Origin of the sequence: Streptomyces sp. CG 926, from assembly GCF_003148825.1 — a bacterium.
GTDB lineage: Bacteria > Actinomycetota > Actinomycetes > Streptomycetales > Streptomycetaceae > Streptomyces.
On sequence record NZ_QGGZ01000008.1, the window covers coordinates 198,138 to 220,459 of the forward strand.

Genomic DNA, 22,322 nt, shown 5'->3' on the forward strand with positions numbered 1-22,322 from the left:
CTCGCCGCGTTGTCGGGGCGCCCGAGTACGTCCAGTACACGGGCGCCCCTCCGCCTTGCGAGGCACCGCACCGGACGACCCGGGCTCACCCGACAAGATCCGAAAGAGACGGCCTAGCGGGAGTCGGCCGACCGGCGTCCGATCTTGTTCCCCAGCCACACCAGCGGGTCGTACTTACGGTCCACCGCCCGCTCCTTCAGCGGGATCAACGCGTTGTCGGTGATCTTGATGCCCTCCGGGCAGACCTCCGTACAACACTTGGTGATGTTGCAGTAGCCGAGCCCGTGCTCCTCCTGCGCGGTGCGTTTGCGGTCCAGGCCCGCCTCCGCCGCCGCGTCCAGCGGATGCATGTCCAGTTCCGCCACCCGCATCAGGAAGCGCGGACCGGCGAAGGCACCCTTGTTCTCCTCGTGGTCGCGCACCACATGGCAGGTGTCCTGACACAAGAAGCACTCGATGCACTTGCGGAACTCCTGCGAGCGCTCCACGTCGATCTGCTGCATCCGGTACTCGCCCGGGGCCACCCCCTCCGGCGGCACGAAAGCCGGCACCTCCCGCGCCTTGGCGTAGTTGAAGGACACGTCCGTCACCAGGTCGCGGACGACCGGGAAGGCACGCAGCGGGGTGACCGTGATCGTCTCGGACCGCTCGAAGGTCGACATGCGCGTCATGCACATCAGCCGTGGCCGCCCGTTGACCTCCGCACTGCACGAGCCGCACTTGCCGGCCTTGCAGTTCCAGCGCACCGCCAGGTCCGAGGCCTGGGTGGCCTGGAGCCGGTGGACGATGTCCAGGACCACCTCCCCGTCGTGCACCTCGACGGTGAAGTCCCGCAGTTCCCCGCCCTCCGCGTCGCCCCGCCAGATCCGGAAGCTCGCGTCGTACGTACTCATCCGTACAGCTCCTCTTCGGCGAGGTACTTGGCCAGCTCTTCCTTCTCGAACAGCGCGAGCAGGTCGGGGCGGATGGGCTCGGTGCGGGTGCGGACCAGGGTGATCCGATCGGCCGCCGGATCCACCGGGGCCGGGTCCACCGGCCTGCAGAGCAGGTTCACCGGGCGCCAGGCGCGCTCCATCGACGGGCGGTCCTCGCGGGTGTGCCCGCCCCGGCTCTCGGTGCGCTCCAGGGCCGCCCGGGCCACGCACTCGCTGACCAGCAGCATGTTCCGCAGGTCCAGCGCGAGGTGCCAGCCCGGGTTGAACTGCCGGTGCCCCTCGACGCCGGCCCGGGAGGCCCGTACGCGCAGGGTCGCGAGCTTCTCCAGGGCCTCGGCCATCTCGCCCTCGCGCCGGATGATCCCGACGAGGTCGTTCATGGTCGTCTGCAGTTCCTGGTGGAGCGTGTACGGGTTCTCCGCGCCCTCGGCGGCGTGGAAGGGGGCCAGTGCCTCCGTCGCCGCCGCGTCGATCTCCGCCTGGGCGACGCTCGGGCGCGGCGCCGAGGTGGCGTACTCGGCCGCGTGCAGTCCCGCCCGCCGCCCGAAGACCAGCAGGTCGGAGAGGGAGTTGCCGCCGAGCCGGTTCGAGCCGTGCATGCCGCCCGCGACCTCCCCGGCCGCGAACAGCCCCGGCACCCCGACGGTGGCGGCGGACTCCGAGTCGACCGCGATCCCGCCCATCACGTAGTGGCAGGTCGGGCCCACCTCCATCGGCTCCGCCGTGATGTCCACGTCCGCCAGTTCCTTGAACTGGTGGTACATCGACGGCAGCCGCCGCCTGATCCGCTCGGCCGGCATCCGGGTGGACACGTCGAGGAAGACCCCGCCGTGCGGTGAGCCGCGGCCCGCCTTCACCTCGGAGTTGATCGCCCGCGCCACCTCGTCGCGCGGCAGCAGCTCGGGCGGGCGCCGGTTGTGGTCCGGGTCCTCGTACCAGCGGTCGCCCTCCGCCTCCGACTCGGCGTACTTCTCCTTGAAGACGTCGGGGACGTAGTCGAACATGAACCGTTTGCCCTCGGAGTTGCGCAGCACCCCGCCGTCACCGCGCACGGACTCGGTGACCAGGATGCCCTTGACCGACGGCGGCCAGACCATACCCGTCGGGTGGAACTGCACGAACTCCATGTTGAGCAGGGGCGCGCCCGCGAGCAGGGCCAGCGCGTGGCCGTCGCCCGTGTACTCCCAGGAGTTGGAGGTGGTCTTGAACGACTTGCCGATCCCGCCCGTGGCGAGGACGACCGCCGGGGCCTCCAGCACGAAGAAGCGGCCGGTCTCGCGCTCGTAGCAGAAGGTCCCCGAGACCCTCGCTCCGTCCGCCGCGGTGCCGCGGTCCTTCAACACCCGGGTGACCGTGCACTCCTGGAAGACCTTGAGCCGGGCCTCGTGGTCCCCGTACTCCTTGAAGTCCTCCTGCTGGAGCTGGACGATCTTCTGCTGGAGCGTGCGGATCAGCTCCAGGCCGGTCCGGTCCCCGACGTGCGCGAGGCGCGGGTACTCGTGCCCGCCGAAGTTGCGCTGGGATATCTTCCCGTCCGGCGTCCGGTCGAAGAGCGCGCCCCAGGTCTCCAGCTCCCAGACCCGGTCCGGGGCCTCCTTCGCGTGGAGCTCCGCCATCCGCCACTGGTTGAGGAACTTGCCCCCGCGCATGGTGTCGCGGAAGTGCACCTGCCAGTTGTCGCCCTCGTTGACGTTGCCCATGGAGGCGGCGATCCCGCCCTCGGCCATCACCGTATGGGCCTTGCCGAACAGGGACTTGCAGATCACGGCCGTACGGGCGCCGCGCTCGCGGGCCTCGATCGCGGCGCGCAGTCCGGCGCCGCCCGCGCCGACCACGACCACGTCCCACTGCTGCCGTTCCACTTGAGCCATCTCAGAAGATCCTCGGGTCGGTGAAGGCGCCGCTCGCCAGCAGGTACACGTAGAAGTCGCACAGGGCCACGCTGATCAGGGAGGCCCACGCCAGCTGCATGTGGCGGGCGTTGAGCCGGCTGACCCAGCCCCAGAGCCGGTAGCGCACCGGGTGCTTCGAGAAGTGCTTGAGCCGGCCGCCCATGATGTGCCGACAGGAGTGGCAGGACAGGGTGTAGGCCCAGATCAGCGTGATGTTGACCAGGAACAGCAGGGTCCCGAGGCCCATGTGGCCCCAGGCGTAGTGCTGGTCGCGGAAGGTCAGCACCGTGTCGTAGGTGAGGATGCCCGCGACCGGGACCGCCGCGTAGAAGAAGTACCGGTGCGCGTTCTGGAGGATCAGCGGGAAGCGGGTCTCGCCGGTGTACCTCGTGTGCGGTTCCGCGACGGCGCAGGCGGGCGGCGAGGCCCAGAAGCCCCGGTAGTAGGCCTTGCGGTAGTAGTAGCAGGTCAGTCGGAAGCCGAGCGGGAAGATCAGGATCAGCAGGGCGGGGGAGAGGCCCCACCAACTGCCGAAGATCTCCCAGTTGGGCCCGCCCTTCATCGGGACGCAGTTCTCCGCGAGACACGGGGAGTAGAAGGGGGAGACGTACGGGGCCGCGTAGTAGTCGGCGTTCGCGAAGGCCCGCCAGGTCGAGTAGACGATGAAGGCGAACAGTCCGGCCGCGGTGCCGGCGGGCGACAGCCACCACCGGTCGGTCCGCAGGTGCCGGGCCGCGATCGCGGCCCGTGAGGCGTCGTGGACGCCGCCGGGCCGCTGCTGGGGTCGTTCCGTGCCTGTGGCCAAAGAAGACTCCGGGTGGAGTGATGAGGGGTGGCCCGGCCGGCCCGGCCGCGGACGGCCGGGCGGGTCGGGGCGTGGGTGGATGCGGGTCCGGGACGGACGGGCTCAGGGGGCGCGGCGGTCGCGGGCGCCCAGGCCCTCGTCGTCGGAGTCCGTCCACAGGGAGCTGTCGTACGGGGTGTCCGGGACCGTCACCATCCGGGACGGGTCCGGACCGGCCGCCGTCGTCGACGGCTTCCGGCGTGCGGCCTGCTGCTCCAGCCGCTCGACCTTGCGCGTCAGCTCGTCCAGGTTGCGCCGTACGGCACTCAGATCGTCGTGCAGGGACATGATGTGACCTCGCTTCCGCGCCGGGTGCGGTGGCAACGCTCATGTGCGCCTGCGAGTGTCGCGCTTCCCGTCCCCCGTGTGAAGGGATCTGCAGCGATTGCGGGCGCGCAGGCGTGAACCGTGCGCCCCTCCCTGGCCCCCATTCTCATCCCTCTCCCGGGGGAACGCCTCCCGCAGCGCAAGCGGGATTGGTCCGCACGGGTGGGGTTCGCGGCGTGGCGAGAGGCGGGTGCGGGGGGTGTGGCGGAGCGTCCATTTCAGTGGGTTCCGGCAACCGGTGTGATCAGCTCCATATACCGCCGAACGTGATCATGCTTCCCCCACGCCCCGCCCCGGAGGTACCACCCATGTCCCAGAGAAGGCGCAGGTCCTTGGCGCTCCTGACCTCGGGAGTCCTCGCACTGCCGCTGCTCACGGGCTGCGGCGCGGGTGACGACGAGGGCGGCCAGGCCGCCGCAGGACAGGACATCGCGACGACCACCCGCGACAAGGTCGCGGACGGGGGTGTGATGCGTTGGGCGGTGGACACCCTCCCGGACACCCTCAACACCTTCCAGGCCGACGCGGACGCCACCACCAACAGGATCGCCGGCGCCGTGCTGCCCCAGCTCTTCGTGCTGGACGCCAAGGGCCGGCCGATGGCCAATCCGGACTACCTGGAGAAGGCCGAGATCATCGAGCGGGAGCCGAAGCAGGTCGTCCAGTACAAGTTGAACCAGAAGGCGGTGTGGAGCGACGGGCGCGAGATCGGCGCCGCCGACTTCGTGGCGCAGTGGCGGGCCCTGAACGGCAAGGACTCCGCGTACTGGACGGCGCGCAACGCCGGTTACGACCGGATCGAGAAGATCGAGAAGGGCAAGACCGACCTGGAGGTCAGGGTCACCTTCAACAAGCCGTACGCCGACTGGCGCTCGCTCTTCACCCCGCTCTACCCCAAGCAGGTCACCGGCACTCCCGATGCCTTCAACGAGGGCGCCCGGGGCGCGCTGAAGATCACCGCCGGACCCTTCGCGCTGGGCGCGATCGACAAGAAGACCGGCACCGCCGCCCTGACCCGCAACGCGCGCTGGTGGGGGCGCCCGGCCAAGCTGGACTCGCTGGTCCTGACGGCCGTGCCGCGGGCCGAGCGCCCGGCGGCGCTGGCCGCCGGGAAGCTCGATCTGGCGGAGATCGACCGGGCCGGGGCCGACCGCATCGCCCTCGCCCGCCGCGACGCGGCCGCCAAGAACGGCCCGGGCGCGGGCGGCGCGCCGGCCCACGGCCCGGACGCCGCGCTGACCCCGGCCGAGGCCACGCTGTCGTGGGCGACCGCCTTCGGCGTGGACGAGGAGAAGGCCGCGACGGAGACGGAGAGCCGCCAGAAGCACCTCGACTCGGTCAAGCTGTACGCGCAGGAGCAGACGGCGCTGAAGGCCTTCACCGTGCGCAAGTCCCTGGAGCCGGCCTACACCCAGCTCGCGATGAACGGGGCCTCCGGCCCGCTGGCGGACGAGCGGGTGCGCCGTGCGGTGGCCCGGGCCCTGGACCGCCAGGCGCTGGCCGAGGTCGTACTGAAGCCGCTCGGCCTGCCCGCGAAGCCGGTCGGCAGCCACCTGGCCCTGGCCGGGCAGCGGGCGTACGCCGACAACAGCGACGCGCTCGGCGGTCAGGACACCCACGCGGCCCAGGCCCTGCTCGCGGACGCGGGCTGGCGCAAGGGCGGCAAGATCACCGAGCCGGTGGGCGCCAAGGCCGGCCCGGAGAGCGAGCAGCAGGACGACTCCAAGACCCCCTCGGGCCCGGGCACCGGCAACGACGGGCTCTACATCGTGGGCCAGGACGACGGCGCCAACGGCGAGCCGCGCTCGGCGACCGAGGACCGCGCCGAGGCCGACACCGCCCCGGCGGGCGCCCAGGACGGCCCGTCCCCCGTGCTGGCCCCCGCCCCCTTCGGCGCCCAGCAGGAAGCCTCGCTGCTCGCCCAGGCGGCCCAGGTCGCCCGGGCCGCCCGGACGGACGCCACCGACGACGCCAAGGGCGCCTTGGCCCGCGACGAGGTCGACCCCGCCAAGGCCTCCCCGGCGCCGGCCCCCGCCAAGCAGCCCGTCCGCACCTCCGGCGGCATGCTCGCCAAGGACGGCAAGGCGCTCTCGCTGCGCTTCGTCCTCCCGGCGGGCCCCGGCTCGGAGGCCCTGCGCACGGTCGGCGAGCGGATCGCCGGGATGCTCCGCAAGGTCGGCGTGAACACCGAGACGATCAAGGTGGCCGACGACAGCTTCTTCAAGGACCACATCGCCTCCGGGCAGTACGACCTGGCCCTCTACTCCTGGCCCGCGACGGCCTACCCGGCCACCGACGCCCGGCCCATCTTCGCCAAGCCGGAGCCGGCCGCGGACGGCTCGCTCCTGGTCGAACAGAACTACACCCGGGTCGGCACCGACCACATCGACCAGCTGTTCGACCAGGCGCTCGGCGAGCTGGACGAGGAGAAGTCCCGTGAGCTGATGCGCAAGGCCGACGCCCGGATCTGGGCCGCGGCCGGCTCCATCCCCCTCTTCCAGCGCCCCGAGCTGGTGGCGGTCAAGCCGGGCCTCGCCAACGCCGGTGCCTTCGGCCTCGGTGCTCCCCGCTTCCAGGACATCGGCTGGAAGAAGGCGCCCACCGCGAAGGACAAGAAGAAGTAGCGCGGGAGAAGAAGTGATGACAAAGCGGTGCCTGTCTGGTTGACCGCAGGGTCGCAAGCTCAGATGTGACTCAAGTCCCTTGCCCGCCGGATCCACCGGCGGGCAAGGTCGTGCATACCCGTTGACCCGCGTGTATACAGGCCGGAACGGCGGTCGGGGCACCCCACGAAACCCCCGGCCGCACTCATGCGTCCGGCCTCTTGACAGACCCCCGGCAGGCGGTTCCCGCCATTCGACGTACCATGGGGTAAGGCCGTGGCAGGTTTTCGCCCGGCCGAGGCGCGCGTGCCGGACCGTACGCGACGCCATCCACGATCCCGGGAGAAGCGCCGAAGTGCCCACGCGCCACGACATCCGTAACGTCGCCATCGTCGCCCACGTCGACCATGGCAAGACGACCATCGTCGATGCCATGCTCAAGCAGGCCGGTGCCTTCGCCGCCCACCAGCACCTCGACGACCGCATGATGGACTCGAACGACCTGGAGCGTGAGAAGGGCATCACGATCCTCGCCAAGAACACGGCGGTGAAGTATCACCCCAAGGACGGCGGGGCCCCGATCACGATCAACATCATCGACACCCCCGGCCACGCCGACTTCGGTGGTGAGGTCGAGCGCGGTCTGTCCATGGTGGACGCCGTCGTCCTGCTGGTGGACGCCTCCGAGGGTCCGCTGCCCCAGACCCGCTTCGTCCTGCGCAAGGCCCTGCAGGCGAACATGCCGGTCATCCTCTGCATCAACAAGACGGACCGCCCGGACTCCCGGATCGACGAGGTCGTCAACGACACGTACGACCTCTTCCTGGACCTGGACGCCACCGAGGAGCAGATCGAGTTCCCGATCGTCTACGCCTGTGGCCGTGACGGCATCGCCTCGCTGACCAAGCCCGAGGACGGCACCGTCCCCGCGGACAGCGACAGCCTGGAGCCGTTCTTCTCCACCATCCTGGAGCACGTCCCCGCCCCGGTGTACGACGACGAGGCGCCCCTGCAGGCCCACGTCACGAACCTGGACGCCGACAACTTCCTCGGCCGTATCGCGCTCCTGCGCGTCGAGCAGGGCGAGCTGCGCAAGGGCCAGACCGTCACCTGGATCAAGCGTGACGGCTCCCAGTCCAACGTCCGCATCACCGAGCTGATGATGACCGAGGCGCTCACCCGCAAGCCGGCCGAGGTGGCGGGCCCGGGTGACATCTGCGCGGTCGCCGGTATCCCCGACATCATGATCGGCGAGACCCTGGCCGACACCGAGAACCCGATCGCGCTCCCGCTGATCTCGGTCGACGAGCCGGCGATCTCCATGACCATCGGTACGAACACCTCCCCGATGGTCGGCCGCGGCGGCAGCGGCAAGGGCGCGGACGCCAAGTCCGCGGTCAAGGACCGCAAGGTCACCGCGCGTCAGGTGAAGGACCGCCTCGACCGCGAGCTGATCGGTAACGTCTCGCTCCGCGTGCTGGAGACCGAGCGTCCGGACGCCTGGGAGGTCCAGGGCCGTGGTGAGCTCGCGCTCGCCATCCTGGTCGAGCAGATGCGCCGCGAGGGCTTCGAGCTGACCATCGGCAAGCCGCAGGTGGTCACGCAGGAGATCGACGGCAAGGTGCACGAGCCGGTCGAGCGCATGACGGTCGACGTCCCCGAGGAGCACATGGGCGCGGTCACGCAGCTCATGGGCGTCCGCAAGGGCCGCATGGACAACATGTCGAACCACGGCTCCGGCTGGGTCCGCATGGAGTTCGTGGTCCCGTCGCGCGGTCTCATCGGCTTCCGTACGGAGTTCCTGACGAACACCCGCGGTACCGGTATCGCCCACTCGATCCACGAGGGCCACGAGCCGTGGTTCGGTCAGCTGGTGACCCGTAACAACGGTTCCCTGGTCGCCGACCGCGCCGGCTCCGTGACGCCGTTCGCGATGATCAACCTGCAGGAGCGCGGTGTCCTGTTCACCGAGCCCGGCACCGAGGTGTACGAGGGCATGATCGTCGGCGAGAACTCGCGCGCCGACGACATGGACGTGAACATCACCAAGGAGAAGAAGCTCACCAACATGCGTGCGGCTTCCGCGGACAACACCGAGAACGTGGTGCCCCCGCGCAAGCTCTCCCTGGAGCAGTCCCTGGAGTTCTGCCGCGACGACGAGTGCGTCGAGGTGACCCCGGAGGCCGTCCGTATCCGCAAGGTCGTCCTGGACCAGAAGGAGCGCTCGCGCACCGCGTCGCGCGCCAAGTCCGCCAAGTAACAACAGCCGTACGACTGTTCGCCCGAATTTGCTCGGGCGGTGGCAACGGTCGGCGCAGCCGGCCACAGGGCCCTGGTAGTGCAACAGCCCCTCCCTTCACGGAGTCCGTGAAGGGAGGGGCTGTTCGCTTATGTCAAGCGGATTTTTGCGTTCAGGTGTCCGCATACCGACCGTGACACTCCGGAAGATGAGCTAACCGTCCGTTTCGCACGTGTCTGTCTCCTATCCGTTTGTCCGGATTTCGGGTTTCTGCCGCGGATCGATGTTGTGAAAACGAGACCACTTAAGTGTGGTTTACGGCCTGACAGTCCCTGAGGATGGCTCCATTGAGCTCGGGTCAATGGGTCACGCGATGTGGGGATCGCGCCGACTCACGAGCACACTATGGGCAGGAAAATTGCTCGCCGTCAGGGGTGTCGGCGAGGTTTTTTTGCCCCTCAAGTCGATCAGTGGACTCATGAGGAGGAAACCCATGCGCGGTGCCAAGAGCGCCAAGTGGGTCGTGGGCGCGGTTGTCGTCGCCCTGGCCGCTACCGCCTGTGGCGGCGGTGACGGTGACAGCAAGGACAAGGCCAACGCCGACGGCGGCGTGTTCCGGCTCGGTAGCACCGAGCCGGACACCATCGACCCGGGGCGCGCCCACGAGTCCACCGGTGTCCTGCTGGCCAACGCCCTGTTCACCGGCCTGTACGGAAACACGCCGGACGGCATGGCCGAGCCCCTGCTCGCCGAGTCGGCGACCTCGGACGAGGCTTGCACGTCCTGGACGTTCAAGATCAAGCCGGACACCAAGTTCTCCAACGGCGAGGTCGTCGACGCCGAGTCGTTCGCCCGTGGTTGGGCCCGTGCCGCGCACAAGGCCGCCGCGTCCGACGTGGCGTACCACTTCGCCGGCATCAAGGGTTACGAGCAGCTGCAGGACGGCTCCGCCAAGACCTTCAGCGGTGTCACCACGCCGGACCCGACCACCATCAAGGTCGACCTGTCCAAGGCGGACTGCGAGTTCGTCCTGAAGACGGCGCACAACGCCTACAGCCCGGTCCCGAAGGTCGCCAAGGTCGGCGAAGAGGACAAGGCGTTCGGCGAGGCCCCCGTCGGCAACGGTCCGTTCAAGATGGACGGCACGTGGGAGCACAACAAGGCGATCAACCTCGTCCGTAACGACAGCTACGGACTGCAGAAGGCCTCCCTCGGGAAGGTCCAGGTCACGCTCCTCAACGACAAGACCGCGCAGCAGCTCGAGTACGACGGCTTCCAGGCCGGCACCTTCGACTACGCGCACATCCCGACGCCGATGCTCAAGACGGCCGAGGCGAAGTTCAAGCCGCAGAACAAGTGGTTCGCCAAGGACACCAGCGGCATGAACTACGTTCTGCCGATCGGTGACAACGGTCCGACGAACAACAAGGACGCCCGTCTGGCGATCTCCTACGCGATCGACCGTCAGGCCATCGCCAAGGGTGTCTTCCAGGGCTTCCAGACCCCGTCGACCACCATCGTGCCGCCGTCGTTCCCGAAGGCGTACCAGAAGGACCTGTGCACCTCCTGCGTCAAGCAGGACGTCGCCAAGGCCAAGGAGTACGCCGAGAAGGGCGGCCTGAAGCCGGGTACCGAGATCAAGTTCAGCTTCAACACCGGTGCGGGCCACGAAGAGTGGGTCCAGGCCATCGCGAAGCAGCTCGAGGACGTCCTCGGCGTCAAGGTCAAGCTGGACGGCAAGGACTTCCCGGGCATGCTCAAGGAGCAGCAGGGCAAGGGCGCGACCGGTATCTACCGCTTCGCGTGGGGCGCGGACTACCCGACCCCGGAGAACTTCCTGTTCCCGCTGCTGCACTCGACCTCGATGAACAAGGACGCGGACGGCAACGTGGTCGGTGACAACCGCGTCCGTTACAACAACCCCGAGTTCGACAAGCTGATCGACACGGCCCGCGCCACCAAGGACGAGGCCGCGCGTCTGGCGATGTACAAGCAGGCCGAGAAGATGGCCATGGACGACATGGCCCTCATCCCGACCTTCAACCGTTCCCAGTTCCGCCTGATGGCGACCGACAAGTTCAACGGTCTGGACGACATCAACTTCAACGAGGACCCGATCCTCGAGAAGATCTCGCTCAAGAAGTAATCGGTTCGGACGGTATATCCGTCAGGAGCGAACGTGCCGCGGCCCCCGGGTGACCGGTGGGCCGCGGCCCCGCTCGGCAGGCCGTTTTTACTTCGGCACCCCTCACATCCGCGGGCAATCCCCGCTGGCCGAGAGCCGGCCCGTTCCTTGGGTCGGAGGCCGCTGCTCCCAGAAGCGGCCAGGTAGAGAGGCACAAACATGGGAAGGTACGTCGCCCGTCGCCTCGGGCAGATGGTCATAGTCCTCATCGGCGCGACCATGGTTCTGTTCGCGTGTCTGTTCGTTCTCCCCGGTGACCCCGTGGGCTCGATCGCAGGCAGCGACAAGGCACGTGACCCAGCGGTGGTCGCGGAGCTCAAGGCGCGTTACGGGCTCGACAAGTCGCTGCCCGAGCAGTATGTGAACTACGTGGCCAAGGTCGCGACCGGTGACCTCGGCGAGGACTTCGTCCAGCGCCGCGAGGTCTCCGAAATCCTCGGTCCCAAGCTGCAGAACACCGCGAAGCTGGCCCTCCTGGCCATCGTTCTCGTCACGGTGTTCGGTATGGGCGTCGGCATCATCGCCGCCCTGTACAGATACAGCATCTTGGACATGGCCACGACATTCTTTACGACCATGGCCGTCGGATTCCCGACGTTCGTGATCGGCATGCTGCTCATGAAGTACTTCGCCGTGGAACTCCAGTGGTTCCCGCAGCTCGGCGGCGACAAGCTCGAAGGCATGGTCCTTCCCGCGATCACCCTCGCGATCACCGACGTCGCGTTCGTCGCCCGCCTCACCCGCGGCACGATGCTCGAGGTGCTGCGCGCGGACTACGTGAAGACGGCCGTGGCCAAGGGACTTCCGCGCCGGCGCGTGCTCTTCAAGCACGTGCTCCGCAACTCGTCCATCCCCGTGGTCACCTACCTGGGTATCTCGTTCGGCGGACTTCTCGGTGGCGCGCTCATCACCGAGGCGATCTTCAACTGGGACGGTGTCGGTCTGGCACTGGTTCAGGCGATTCAGCAGCAGAACAACCCGATCGTGATCGGCGTCGTGACCTACAGCGTCGCCATCTTCGTCGTCCTCAGCCTCATCGTGGACCTGCTGTACGCGGCCCTCGACCCGCGTATCCGCCTCAGCTGACCGCCCCCAAGGAGGATTTCCTCATGTCTGAGCTCGCAACGAGCCCGGCGATCGGGGACGAGAACCCCGTGTCGTCCGTTTCGGCCCCGGCCGAACCCCGACCCAAGCAACTGAGCCAGTGGGGCGAGATCCGCCACCGCTTCGTCCAGAACAAGCTGGCCGTCGTCGGCCTCGTGATCATCACGCTGCTGTTCCTGACGGCGATCTTCGGGAACATGCTCACCCCGTTCGACCCCGGTGCGCAGGACCTCGAGAACACCCTCGCCTCGCCCAACGGCACCCACTGGATGGGTACCGACGCCCTGGGCCGCGACATGTTCTCGCGCCTCATAGCCGGTACCCGCGTGGCCATGTTCGTCGGCCTCGCCTCGATCTTCTTCGCGGTACTGATCGGTGTCGCCCTCGGCGCCATCGCCGGTTACTTCGCCGGCTTCGCCGACACGCTGGTCATGCGCATCGCGGACGTGTTCCTCGCGTTCCCGCTGATGATCGGTGCCGTCGTCATCATCCTGGTCACCGGTCGCGGCATCACCCCGGTGGTCATCTCGCTCGCGATCTTCTCGTGGGCGACCGTGTCCAGGCTCCTGCGCAGCTCGATCCTGTCGGTGCGCGAGATGGACTACGTCCACGCGGCCAAGGCACTGGGCGCGAGCGGCTGGCGCATCGTGCGCACGCACATCCTGCCCAACTCGCTGACCGCCGTGCTGGTCTACGCGACGTTCAACGTCGGTACCACCATCGTCGGTGTGGCGGCGCTGTCCTTCCTCGGCGCCGGCGTCCCCGTCGACGTCCCCGAGTGGGGCAACATGCTGGCGGCCGGTCAGGGCTTCATCGGTGTCAACGACTACCTGTGGTACTTCCCCAGCCTGTTCGTCGTCATCACCGTGCTCGGCTTCGCCTTCGTCGGCGACGGCCTGCGTGACGCGCTCGACCCGAAGCTCCGGTAGGGCCGCCCGATGCCCCGAGACAACATCAGCAAGCAGGACGAAGGTGGCGGCGTGACCACGTCGGAGATTCTCAGCGTTGCGGAGACGGGCGGCGGATCCGCCGTGCCGCTGCTGGAGGTCGACAACCTCCAGGTCGAGTTCAAGACCCGTGACGGGGTCGCCAAGGCCGTCAACGGCGTGAGCTACAGCGTCAGCGCCGGCGAGACCCTCGCCGTGCTCGGCGAGTCCGGCTCCGGCAAGTCCGTCACCGCTCAGGCCATCATGGGCATCCTCGACAGCCCGCCCGGACGCGTGTCCGGCGGCGAGGTGCGCTTCCACGGCAAGGACATCCTCAAGATGTCCGACGAGGAGCGCCGCAAGCTCCGTGGCAACAAGATGGCGATGATCTTCCAGGACGCGCTGTCCTCCCTGAACCCGGTCTACTCGGTGGGCGACCAGCTCGGCGAGATGTTCCGGGTCCACCGGGGCGCGTCCAAGAAGGACGCGAAGCTCAAGGCCATCGAGCTCATGGACCGCGTGAAGATCCCCGCCGCCAAGGCGCGCGTGGGTGACTACCCGCACCAGTTCTCCGGCGGTATGCGCCAGCGCATCATGATCGCCATGGCGCTGGCCCTGGAGCCGGACCTGATCATCGCCGACGAGCCGACCACGGCTCTCGACGTGACCGTCCAGGCCCAGGTCATGGACCTGCTCGCGGAGCTCCAGCGCGAGATGAACATGGGCCTGATCCTGATCACCCACGACCTCGGCGTCGTCGCCGACGTCGCGGACAAGATCGCGGTCATGTACGCGGGCCGGATCGTCGAGACCGCTCCGGTCCACGAGATCTACAAGCGCCCGTCGCACCCGTACACCCGCGGCCTGCTCGACTCGATCCCGCGCCTGGACCAGAAGGGCCAGGAGCTCTACGCGATCAAGGGCCTGCCGCCCAACCTGCTCCGCATCCCCACGGGTTGCGCCTTCAGCCCCCGTTGCCCCAAGGCGCAGGACATCTGCCGCACCGAGATCCCGGTGCTGCACCCGGTCACCGAGCAGGACGGCACCGAACTGCCCGGCCGCGGCAGCGCGTGCCACTTCTGGAAGGACCAGATCCATGGCTGAGCTCACCAAGAACGCCACCGAGCGCGAGCCGATCCTCCAGGTCCGTAACCTGGTCAAGCACTTCCCGCTGACCCAGGGAATCCTGTTCAAGAAGCAGGTCGGCGCGGTCAAGGCCGTCGACGGGGTCTCCTTCGACCTCTACCAGGGCGAGACCCTCGGCATCGTCGGCGAGTCCGGCTGTGGCAAGTCCACGGTCGCCAAGCTCCTGATGAACCTGGAGCGGGCGACCGCGGGCGAGGTCTTCTACAAGGGCCAGGACATCAGCAAGCTGTCCGGCCGCGCGCTGAAGGCCGTGCGCCGCAACATCCAGATGGTCTTCCAGGACCCGTACACGTCGCTGAACCCGCGTATGACGGTCGGCGACATCATCGGGGAGCCCTACGAGATCCACCCCGAGGTGGCTCCCAAGGGCAACCGCCGGCAGAAGGTCCAGGAGCTCCTGGACGTCGTCGGTCTGAACCCGGAGTACATCAACCGGTACCCGCACCAGTTCTCCGGCGGTCAGCGCCAGCGCATCGGCATCGCCCGCGGCCTGGCCCTGCAGCCCGAGATCATCATCTGCGACGAGCCGGTCTCCGCGCTCGACGTATCGGTGCAGGCCCAGGTCATCAACCTGATGGAGAAGCTGCAGGACGAGTTCAACCTCTCCTACCTCTTCATCGCGCACGACCTCTCGATCGTCCGGCACATCTCGGACCGCGTGGGCGTCATGTACCTGGGCAAGATGGCGGAGATCGGCTCCGACGCCGAGATCTACGAGCACCCGACCCACCCGTACACCCAGGCGCTGCTGTCCGCCGTCCCGGTCCCGGACCCGGACGCGCGCGAGGGCCGCGAGCGCATCATCCTCACCGGTGACGTCCCGTCCCCGGCCAACCCGCCGTCGGGCTGCCGCTTCCGCACCCGCTGCTGGAAGGCCCAGGACAAGTGCTCCACCGAGGAGCCGCTGCTGGCGATCCCGGAGCGCTTCAAGGGCGTGAACACCCTGGCCGCGCACGAGTCCGCGTGCCACTTCGCCGAGGAGAAGGCCATCCTGGCCGTCTGACCGACGCGTTCGTCCGAAACGGCCGGCCCCCGGCGCCTCACGGCACCGGGGGCCGGCCGTTTTCCACGCCCCGGGGCAGGGGCCCGGGGAAACCGGTTGCGCCCCCGGGAGCCCGGGCCGGACAGTGACGGAATGACCCTCACCGTACGGCCCGCCGGTCCCGGGGACGCGTCCGACATCTGCGCCCTGCTCAATGCCGTGGACGTGATCGAGATCGGCCGCCCGGAGACCGATCTGGGCACCGTCGAGTCCGATCTCAACGCCCCCGACGTGGACCTGGCCACCGATTCCTGGGTCGCCTTCCAGGACGGGAGACTCGTCGCCTACGCCCTCGTCTGGGCGGACTCCGGCCCGGGCCGCGTCGACGGGGACCACTACGTGCTGCCCGGCCACCACGAGGCCGCCCTCCTGCTGCTGGAGCACATGGAGGCCCGGGCCCGGGAGCTGTCCGCCGGACCCGGCGTCCTGAGACTCCAGCTCAACGTGAAGCCCACCCTCGACCTCTCCCTCCTCACCGGGCGCGGCTACCGCACCATCCGCCGCTACCAGGTGATGACCCGCTCCCTGTCCCCGGCGGCCGACCCGGCGCCGACCCCGCCGGCCGGACTCACCCTGCGGCACTGCGGCGACGACGAGGCCGATCGCCACCGGGCCCACGCGCTGATCGAGCGGACCTTCGCCGCGCACTTCGGCCATGTGGACCGCCCGTACGAGACCTGGCTGGACCACATGGACGGCCGCAAGCTGGACTGGTCCCTGGTGTGGATCGCAAGCCTGCCCGGCCACGGCGACGCGGCCGTGCTGCTCACCCGGGACGACCGGACGAGCATGGCCTGGGTCAGCCACATCGGCGTGACCGAGGAGGTACGCGGCCGGGGCATCGGCGGTTTCCTGCTCCGCCACTGCTTCGCCGTCTACGCGGCGCGCGGCCGGGACTCCGTGGGCCTCGGGGTGGACACCCACAACGAGACCGGCGCGCTCGGGCTGTACGAGGCGCACGGGATGGGCCTGCACTACGCGGTCGACTCGTGGGAGCTGTCATTGCACCCCCAGGGGTGACAGGGGCGTGACGCGCGGGTGCAATCGGTCCAACCGGGAGTGTGCGAGGTCCTACATAGGGTGACATAGGCCCCTAAGCGAGTCTTGGGATCCTAGGAGGCACTCCATGCGCGGAGCCACCCACGCCCAGTGGGCCGCATGTGCGGTGGCCGTCGCCCTCACGGCGACGGCCTGCGGCGGCGGTAGCGACAGCGGCGGAGGCGGCGGCGAGGCGGGCATCGTCAGCTCCTCGTGGGGTGACCCGCAGAACCCGCTGGAGCCCGCCAACACCAACGAGGTGCAGGGCGGCAAGGTTCTCGACATGCTCTTCCGGGGCCTCAAGCGCTACGACCCGAAGACGGGCGAGGCCCTCGACATGGTCGCCGAGAAGATCGATACGACGGACAGTCAGAACTTCACCGTCACGCTGAAGGACGGCTGGAAGTTCAGCAACGACGAGCCGGTCACCGCGCAGTCCTTCGTCGACGCCTGGAACTACGGCGCGGACGTGCGCAACAAGCAGAACAACTCGCCGTTCTTCTCCGACATCGTCGGGTACGCGGACGTCCACCCCACCTCCGGCGAGCCCAAGGCCAAGACGATGTCGGGACTGGTCGTCAAGGACGCCAAGACCTTCACCGTCGCCCTGAAGAACAAGTTCTCCACGTGGCCCGAGACCCTCGGCTACCAGGCCTTCTCCCCCCTGCCCAAGGCCTTCTTCACCGACCACGCCGGCTGGTTGGACAAGCCCATCGGCAACGGCCCCTACACGGTGGACTCGTACACCAAGGGCACCGGCATGAAGCTGCGCAAGTGGGACACCTACCCCGGCCCGGACAAGGCGCAGAACGGCGGCGTGGACCTGAAGGTCTACACCGACAACAACACCGCCTACACCGACCTGATCTCCGGCAACCTCGACCTCGTCGACGACATCCCGGCGCAGCAGCTCAAGAACGTCAAGAACGACCTCGGCGACCGGTACATCAACCAGCCCGCCCTCATCATCCAGACCCTGACCTTCCCGCTGTACGACCCGCAGTGGAACAAGGAAGGGATGGAGAACGTCCGGATCGGCATCTCCCGGGCCATCAACCGCGACGAGATCACCAAGCAGATCTTCCGTGAGACCCGCACCCCGGCCAAGGACTGGACCTCCCCGGCCCTCGGCGAGAAGGGCGGCTTCTCCTCCACGGTCTGCGGCGACGCCTGCGTCTACGACCCGGCCGCGGCCAAGAAGCTCATCACGGACGCCGGCGGGCTCCCCGGCGGCAAGGTCACGCTGACCTCCAACGTGGACACCGGCTCGCACCGCGACTGGATGGACGCCGTCTGCAACAGCATCAACAACGCGCTGGGCGAGGGCCCGGTCTGCACGGTCAACCCGATCGGCACCTTCGCGGACTTCCGTAACCAGCAGAGCAGCTTCAAGCTGACCGGCCCCTTCCGCTCCGGCTGGCAGGCCGACTACCCGCTGATCCAGAACTTCCTCCAGCCCCTCTACTACACCGGGGCCTCCTCCAACTACGGGAAGTTCAGCAACGCGGACTTCGACAAGCTCGTCGACGAGGCCAACCAGGAGAGCGACCCGGCCAAGGCCGTCGCGAAGTTCCAGGACTCCGAGAAGATCCTCGCCGCGCAGATGCCGGCCATCCCGCTCTGGTACCAGAACGGCAGCGCCGGTTACGCCGAGCGGCTCTCGGACGTGGCGCTCAACCAGTTCAGCGTCCCCGTGTACGACCAGATCAAGGTCGGCTGACCCACGCAACGGATCGATCCTGGAGCAGTCCATGGGACGTTATGTGATCCGGCGGCTGCTCCAGATGATCCCGGTGTTCATCGGCAGCACGTTCCTGATCTTCTTCATGGTGTACGCGCTCGGTGACCCGGTCGCGGCCCTCTTCGGCGACAAGGCGCCCGACCCCGCCACCGCGGCGCGCATCCGCAAGGACCTCTTCCTCGACCAGCCCCTGTGGAAGCAGTACCTGCACTACATGGGCCAGATCTTCCAGGGCGACTTCGGCACGGCCTTCAACGGCCAGCCGGTCACCGAGCTGATGGCGAGCGCCTTCCCCGTCACCCTGCGCCTGACCCTCGTGGCGATCTTCTTCGAGATCGTCATCGGCATCACCCTCGGCGTGGTCAGCGGCCTGCGCCGCGGCAAGTCCGTCGACACCGGCGTGCTCGTGCTCACCCTCGTCGTCATCTCCGTGCCGACGTTCGTGACGGGCTATCTGCTCCAGTACCTCTTCGGCGTCAAATGGGGCTGGGTCCGGCCCACCGTCTCCCCGGACGCCCCCCTGAACGAGCTGATCCTGCCCGGCATCGTGCTCGCGCTGGTCTCCCTCGCCTACGTCACCCGGCTCTCGCGCACCTCCATCGCCGAGAACGTCAAGGCCGACTACGTGCGCACCGCCGTCGCCAAGGGGCTCCCGCGCCGCCGGGTCGTCACCCGGCACCTGCTGCGCAACTCGCTGATCCCCGTCATCACCTTCATCGGCACCGATATCGGCGCCCTGATGGGCGGCGCCATCGTCACCGAGCGGATCTTCAACATCCACGGCGTCGGATACCAGCTCTACCAGGGCATCCTGCGCAACAACTCCCCGACGGTGGTCGGCTTCGTGACCATCCTCGTCATCGTCTTCCTGCTGGCGAACCTGCTCGTCGACCTGCTCTACGCGGTCCTGGACCCGAGGATCCGGTATGCCTGACCCCGAGCGTCCCGAAGGGCCCGGCGGCTACGATCCCGTCGGGCCCCGCCCGCGCGAGGCGGTCTCCCCGACCGGCCAAGGGGGACCCATGGATCTGGCCATCGAGGCGGCCGAGAGCGTCGAGGGCATCGAGAAGACCGGCCCAGGGGGCGGGATCGGCCCCGGCGGGCTGTACCCATCAGCCGCCTCCGGCGGGCGGCCCCGCTCCCTGTGGTCCGACGCCTGGCACCAGCTGCGCCGCAACCCCGTCTTCATCATCTCCTCGCTGATGATCCTGTTCCTCGTGATCATCTCGATCTGGCCGCAGCTCATCGCGAGCGGCGACCCGCTCCAGTGCGACCTGTCCAAGTCGCAGCAGGGCTCCTCCCCGGGCCACCCGTTCGGCTACGACACCCAGGGCTGCGACGTGTACACCCGTACGGTCTACGGGGCCCGCGCCTCCATCACCGTGGGCGTCTGCGCCACCCTGGGCGCGGCCCTGCTCGGCTCGCTGCTCGGCGGGCTCGCCGGGTTCTTCGGCGGCTGGGGCGACGCGCTGCTCTCCCGGGTCGCCGACATCTTCTTCGGCATCCCCGTCGTCCTCGGCGGCCTGGTCTTCCTGTCCGTGGTCACCAGCACCACCGTCTGGCCGGTGGTCGGCTTCATCGTGCTCCTCGGCTGGCCGCAGATCGCCCGCATCGGCCGCGGCTCCGTCATCACCGCCAAACAGAACGACTACGTCCAGGCCGCCCGGGCGCTGGGCGCCGGCAACGGCCGGATGATGCTCCGGCACGTGGCGCCCAACGCCGTCGCGCCCGTCATCGTCGTCGCCACCATCGCGCTGGGCACGTACATCGCCCTGGAAGCCACCCTGTCCTTCCTCGGCGTCGGCCTGCGCCCGCCCACCGTGTCCTGGGGCATCGACATCTCCAACGCGGCCTCACAGATCCGCAACGCCCCACACATGCTGCTCTGGCCGGCCGGCGCGCTGAGCCTGACCGTGCTCGCCTTCATCATGCTCGGCGACGCGGTGCGCGACGCCCTCGACCCCAAGCTGCGCTGAGGAGCCCCGCACATGCTGCTCGAAGTCCGCGACCTGCACGTGGAATTCAAGACGCGCGACGGAGTCGCCAAGGCCGTCAACGGCGTCAACTACTCGGTGGCCGAGGGCGAGACGCTGGCCGTGCTCGGTGAGTCGGGCTCCGGCAAGTCGGTCACCGCCCAGGCCGTGATGGGCATCCTCGACATGCCCCCGGGCCGGATCGCGGGCGGCGAGATCCTCTTCAAGGGCAAGGACCTCCTCAAGATGAAGGAGGAGGAGCGCCGCAAGGTCCGCGGCGCCGAGATGGCCATGATCTTCCAGGACGCGCTCTCCTCCCTGAACCCGGTGCTGAGCGTGGGCGCGCAGCTCGGCGAGATGTACGAGGTGCACCGCGGGATGTCCCGCAAGGCCGCCAAGGGCAAGGCCGTCGAGCTGATGGACCGGGTGAAGATCCCGGCGGCGAAGGAGCGGGTGGGGGACTACCCGCACCAGTTCTCGGGCGGTATGCGCCAGCGCATCATGATCGCCATGGCGCTGGCCCTGGAGCCCTCCCTGATCATCGCCGACGAGCCGACGACGGCCCTGGACGTCACCGTCCAGGCCCAGGTGATGGACCTGCTGGCCGAGCTCCAGCGCGAGCTGAACATGGGCCTGATCCTGATCACCCACGACCTCGGCGTCGTCGCGGACGTCGCCGACAAGATCGCGGTGATGTACGCGGGCCGGATCGTCGAGGCGGCCCCGGTCCACGAGATCTACAAGGCGCCCGCGCACCCGTACACCCGCGGCCTGCTGGACTCGATCCCGCGCCTGGACCAGAAGGGCCAGGAGCTCTACGCCATCAAGGGCCTGCCGCCGAACCTGGTGGCCATCCCGCCCGGCTGCGCCTTCAACCCCCGCTGCCCGATGGCGCAGCCGGTGTGCCGCACCGACGTCCCGCCGCTGTACCGGGTGACCGACTCCCCGGTGGAGCGGACCAGCGCCTGCCACTTCTGGAAGGAGTGCCTCCATGGCTGAGTCCCTGCTGGAAGTGAAGGGCCTGGTCAAGCACTACCCGCTGACCCGGGGCATCGTCTTCCGCAAGCAGGTCGGCGCGGTCAAGGCCGTCGACGGGGTCTCCTTCGACCTGCGCGCCGGTGAGACGCTCGGCATCGTCGGTGAGTCCGGCTGCGGGAAGTCCACCGTGGCCAAGATGCTCGTCAATCTGGAGCGGCCGACGGCGGGCGCGATCTCGTACAAGGGCGAGGACATCACCAAGCTCTCGGGGCGCGCCCTGAAGGCCGTGCGCCGCAACATCCAGATGGTCTTCCAGGACCCGTACACCTCCTTGAACCCGCGCATGACGGTCGGCGACATCATCGGGGAGCCCTACGAGATCCACCCCGAGGTGGCTCCCAAGGGCAACCGCCGGCAGAAGGTCCAGGAGCTGCTCGACGTCGTCGGTCTGAACCCGGAGTACATCAACCGGTACCCGCACCAGTTCTCCGGCGGTCAGCGCCAGCGCATCGGCATCGCCCGCGGCCTCGCCCTGCAACCCGAGATCATCGTCGCCGACGAGCCGGTCTCGGCCCTGGACGTCTCCGTCCAGGCCCAGGTCGTCAACCTGCTGGACCGCCTGCAGAGCGAATTCGACCTGTCCTACGTCTTCATCGCGCACGACCTCTCGATCGTCCGGCACATCTCCGACCGGGTGGCCGTCATGTACCTCGGCCGGATCGTCGAGATCGGCACCGACCGCCAGATCTACGAGCACCCGACCCACCCGTACACCCAGGCGCTGCTCTCGGCCGTCCCCGTCCCGGATCCGCAGGCCCGCGCGCACCGCGAGCGGATCATCCTCACCGGTGACGTGCCCTCCCCGGCCAACCCACCCTCGGGCTGCCCCTTCCGCACCCGCTGCTGGAAGGCCGAGCAGCGCTGCGCGGTGGAGGTTCCGCTGCTCGCGGTGCCGCAGGTCTTCCCCACGGGCCCGGCGGCGCATCCGTCGGCCTGCCACTTCGCGGCGGAGAAACAGGTGGTCCCGCCGTCGAACCAGCCGCCCCCGACACCCCCGCAGCCGGTGGATCCGCCGACGAAGGAGTAGCCGCATACCGATCATTTCCGGCCACCGCTGTGTGCCGGGTGGGGGAGCGCCGGACGCCCCGGCAACTCCGTTTACGTGCGGGCAACTTGACCGTTTCTGCCCCGAGATCTGGGGCATGCAACCTGGATGCCGTGCGGCCGTGCGGGTGCCGACAGCCGGCCGGGGAGGCGTACAGCCTCGCCGGCCGGCCTCCCCGTGCCCCCACTCATGCGCGGCATGCGCCCCTCGTGCTGCCGGATTTCGATCGATGCGCTGGTACGGA

General features: G+C 68.7%; 17 protein-coding genes. 13 read left to right on the forward strand and 4 right to left on the reverse strand.

Translation table 11 applies throughout. The features are described 5' to 3' along the window. Positions 1–113 precede the first annotated feature (113 nt). The 4 genes from BCL76_RS22295 to BCL76_RS22310 form a co-directional block, all read right to left on the reverse strand. Positions 114–893, reverse strand: coding sequence for a succinate dehydrogenase/fumarate reductase iron-sulfur subunit (locus BCL76_RS22295; protein ID WP_109781213.1), 780 nt, complete (start codon positions 891–893; stop codon positions 114–116). Beyond that, the gene (locus tag BCL76_RS22300) at positions 890–2,806 is read right to left on the reverse strand and encodes a fumarate reductase/succinate dehydrogenase flavoprotein subunit (protein ID WP_109781214.1); all 1,917 of its coding nucleotides are present in this window, start codon (positions 2,804–2,806) and stop codon (positions 890–892) included. The genes BCL76_RS22295 and BCL76_RS22300 overlap by 4 nt, the downstream gene beginning before the upstream one ends. Before the next feature lies 1 nt (position 2,807). Next, positions 2,808–3,632, reverse strand: a complete 825-nt coding sequence (locus tag BCL76_RS22305) for a hypothetical protein (protein WP_109781215.1) — start codon at positions 3,630–3,632, stop codon at positions 2,808–2,810. 102 nt (positions 3,633–3,734) lie between these two features. Next, entirely contained in the window at positions 3,735–3,959 is a 225-nt protein-coding gene (locus tag BCL76_RS22310; protein ID WP_109781216.1) for a hypothetical protein, read from the reverse strand. Between the two features lie 347 nt (positions 3,960–4,306). Between BCL76_RS22310 and BCL76_RS22315 the strand changes: the two genes are divergently transcribed. From BCL76_RS22315 to BCL76_RS22375, 13 genes are all read left to right on the forward strand, one after another. Further along, the gene (locus BCL76_RS22315) at positions 4,307–6,622 is read left to right on the forward strand and encodes an ABC transporter family substrate-binding protein (RefSeq protein ID WP_258309843.1); all 2,316 of its coding nucleotides are present in this window, start codon (positions 4,307–4,309) and stop codon (positions 6,620–6,622) included. A 334-nt stretch (positions 6,623–6,956) separates the two neighbouring features. Then, complete coding sequence (gene typA / locus BCL76_RS22320; RefSeq protein WP_109781218.1) at positions 6,957–8,861, forward strand: translational GTPase TypA; 1,905 nt, start codon at positions 6,957–6,959, stop codon at positions 8,859–8,861. A 472-nt stretch (positions 8,862–9,333) separates the two neighbouring features. Continuing rightward, complete coding sequence (locus tag BCL76_RS22325) at positions 9,334–10,986, forward strand: peptide ABC transporter substrate-binding protein (RefSeq protein WP_258309844.1); 1,653 nt, start codon at positions 9,334–9,336, stop codon at positions 10,984–10,986. A gap of 198 nt (positions 10,987–11,184) precedes the next feature. Continuing rightward, positions 11,185–12,111, forward strand: coding sequence for an ABC transporter permease (locus BCL76_RS22330; RefSeq protein WP_109781220.1), 927 nt, complete (start codon positions 11,185–11,187; stop codon positions 12,109–12,111). A 23-nt stretch (positions 12,112–12,134) separates the two neighbouring features. Continuing rightward, positions 12,135–13,058, forward strand: a complete 924-nt coding sequence (locus tag BCL76_RS22335; protein ID WP_109781221.1) for an ABC transporter permease — start codon at positions 12,135–12,137, stop codon at positions 13,056–13,058. A 9-nt stretch (positions 13,059–13,067) separates the two neighbouring features. Then, positions 13,068–14,159 (forward strand): ABC transporter ATP-binding protein, encoded by a 1,092-nt coding sequence (locus BCL76_RS22340; RefSeq protein WP_078909174.1) that lies wholly within the window; start codon positions 13,068–13,070, stop codon positions 14,157–14,159. Further along, positions 14,152–15,204, forward strand: coding sequence for an ABC transporter ATP-binding protein (locus BCL76_RS22345; RefSeq protein ID WP_109781222.1), 1,053 nt, complete (start codon positions 14,152–14,154; stop codon positions 15,202–15,204). Before BCL76_RS22340 ends, BCL76_RS22345 begins: the two co-directional genes overlap by 8 nt. 132 nt (positions 15,205–15,336) lie before the next feature. Further along, positions 15,337–16,263, forward strand: coding sequence for a GNAT family N-acetyltransferase (locus BCL76_RS22350; RefSeq protein ID WP_109781223.1), 927 nt, complete (start codon positions 15,337–15,339; stop codon positions 16,261–16,263). Between the two features lie 106 nt (positions 16,264–16,369). Then, positions 16,370–18,001, forward strand: a complete 1,632-nt coding sequence (locus BCL76_RS22355; protein WP_109781224.1) for a peptide ABC transporter substrate-binding protein — start codon at positions 16,370–16,372, stop codon at positions 17,999–18,001. Between the two features lie 31 nt (positions 18,002–18,032). Beyond that, positions 18,033–18,956, forward strand: a complete 924-nt coding sequence (locus BCL76_RS22360) for an ABC transporter permease (protein ID WP_109781225.1) — start codon at positions 18,033–18,035, stop codon at positions 18,954–18,956. Then, complete coding sequence (locus tag BCL76_RS22365) at positions 18,949–19,998, forward strand: ABC transporter permease (protein ID WP_181382660.1); 1,050 nt, start codon at positions 18,949–18,951, stop codon at positions 19,996–19,998. Before BCL76_RS22360 ends, BCL76_RS22365 begins: the two co-directional genes overlap by 8 nt. A 12-nt stretch (positions 19,999–20,010) precedes the next feature. After that, positions 20,011–20,994, forward strand: coding sequence for an ABC transporter ATP-binding protein (locus BCL76_RS22370; protein WP_109781227.1), 984 nt, complete (start codon positions 20,011–20,013; stop codon positions 20,992–20,994). Continuing rightward, complete coding sequence (locus tag BCL76_RS22375) at positions 20,987–22,060, forward strand: ABC transporter ATP-binding protein (RefSeq protein WP_109781228.1); 1,074 nt, start codon at positions 20,987–20,989, stop codon at positions 22,058–22,060. The genes BCL76_RS22370 and BCL76_RS22375 overlap by 8 nt, the downstream gene beginning before the upstream one ends. The last annotated feature ends 262 nt before the right edge of the window (positions 22,061–22,322 follow it).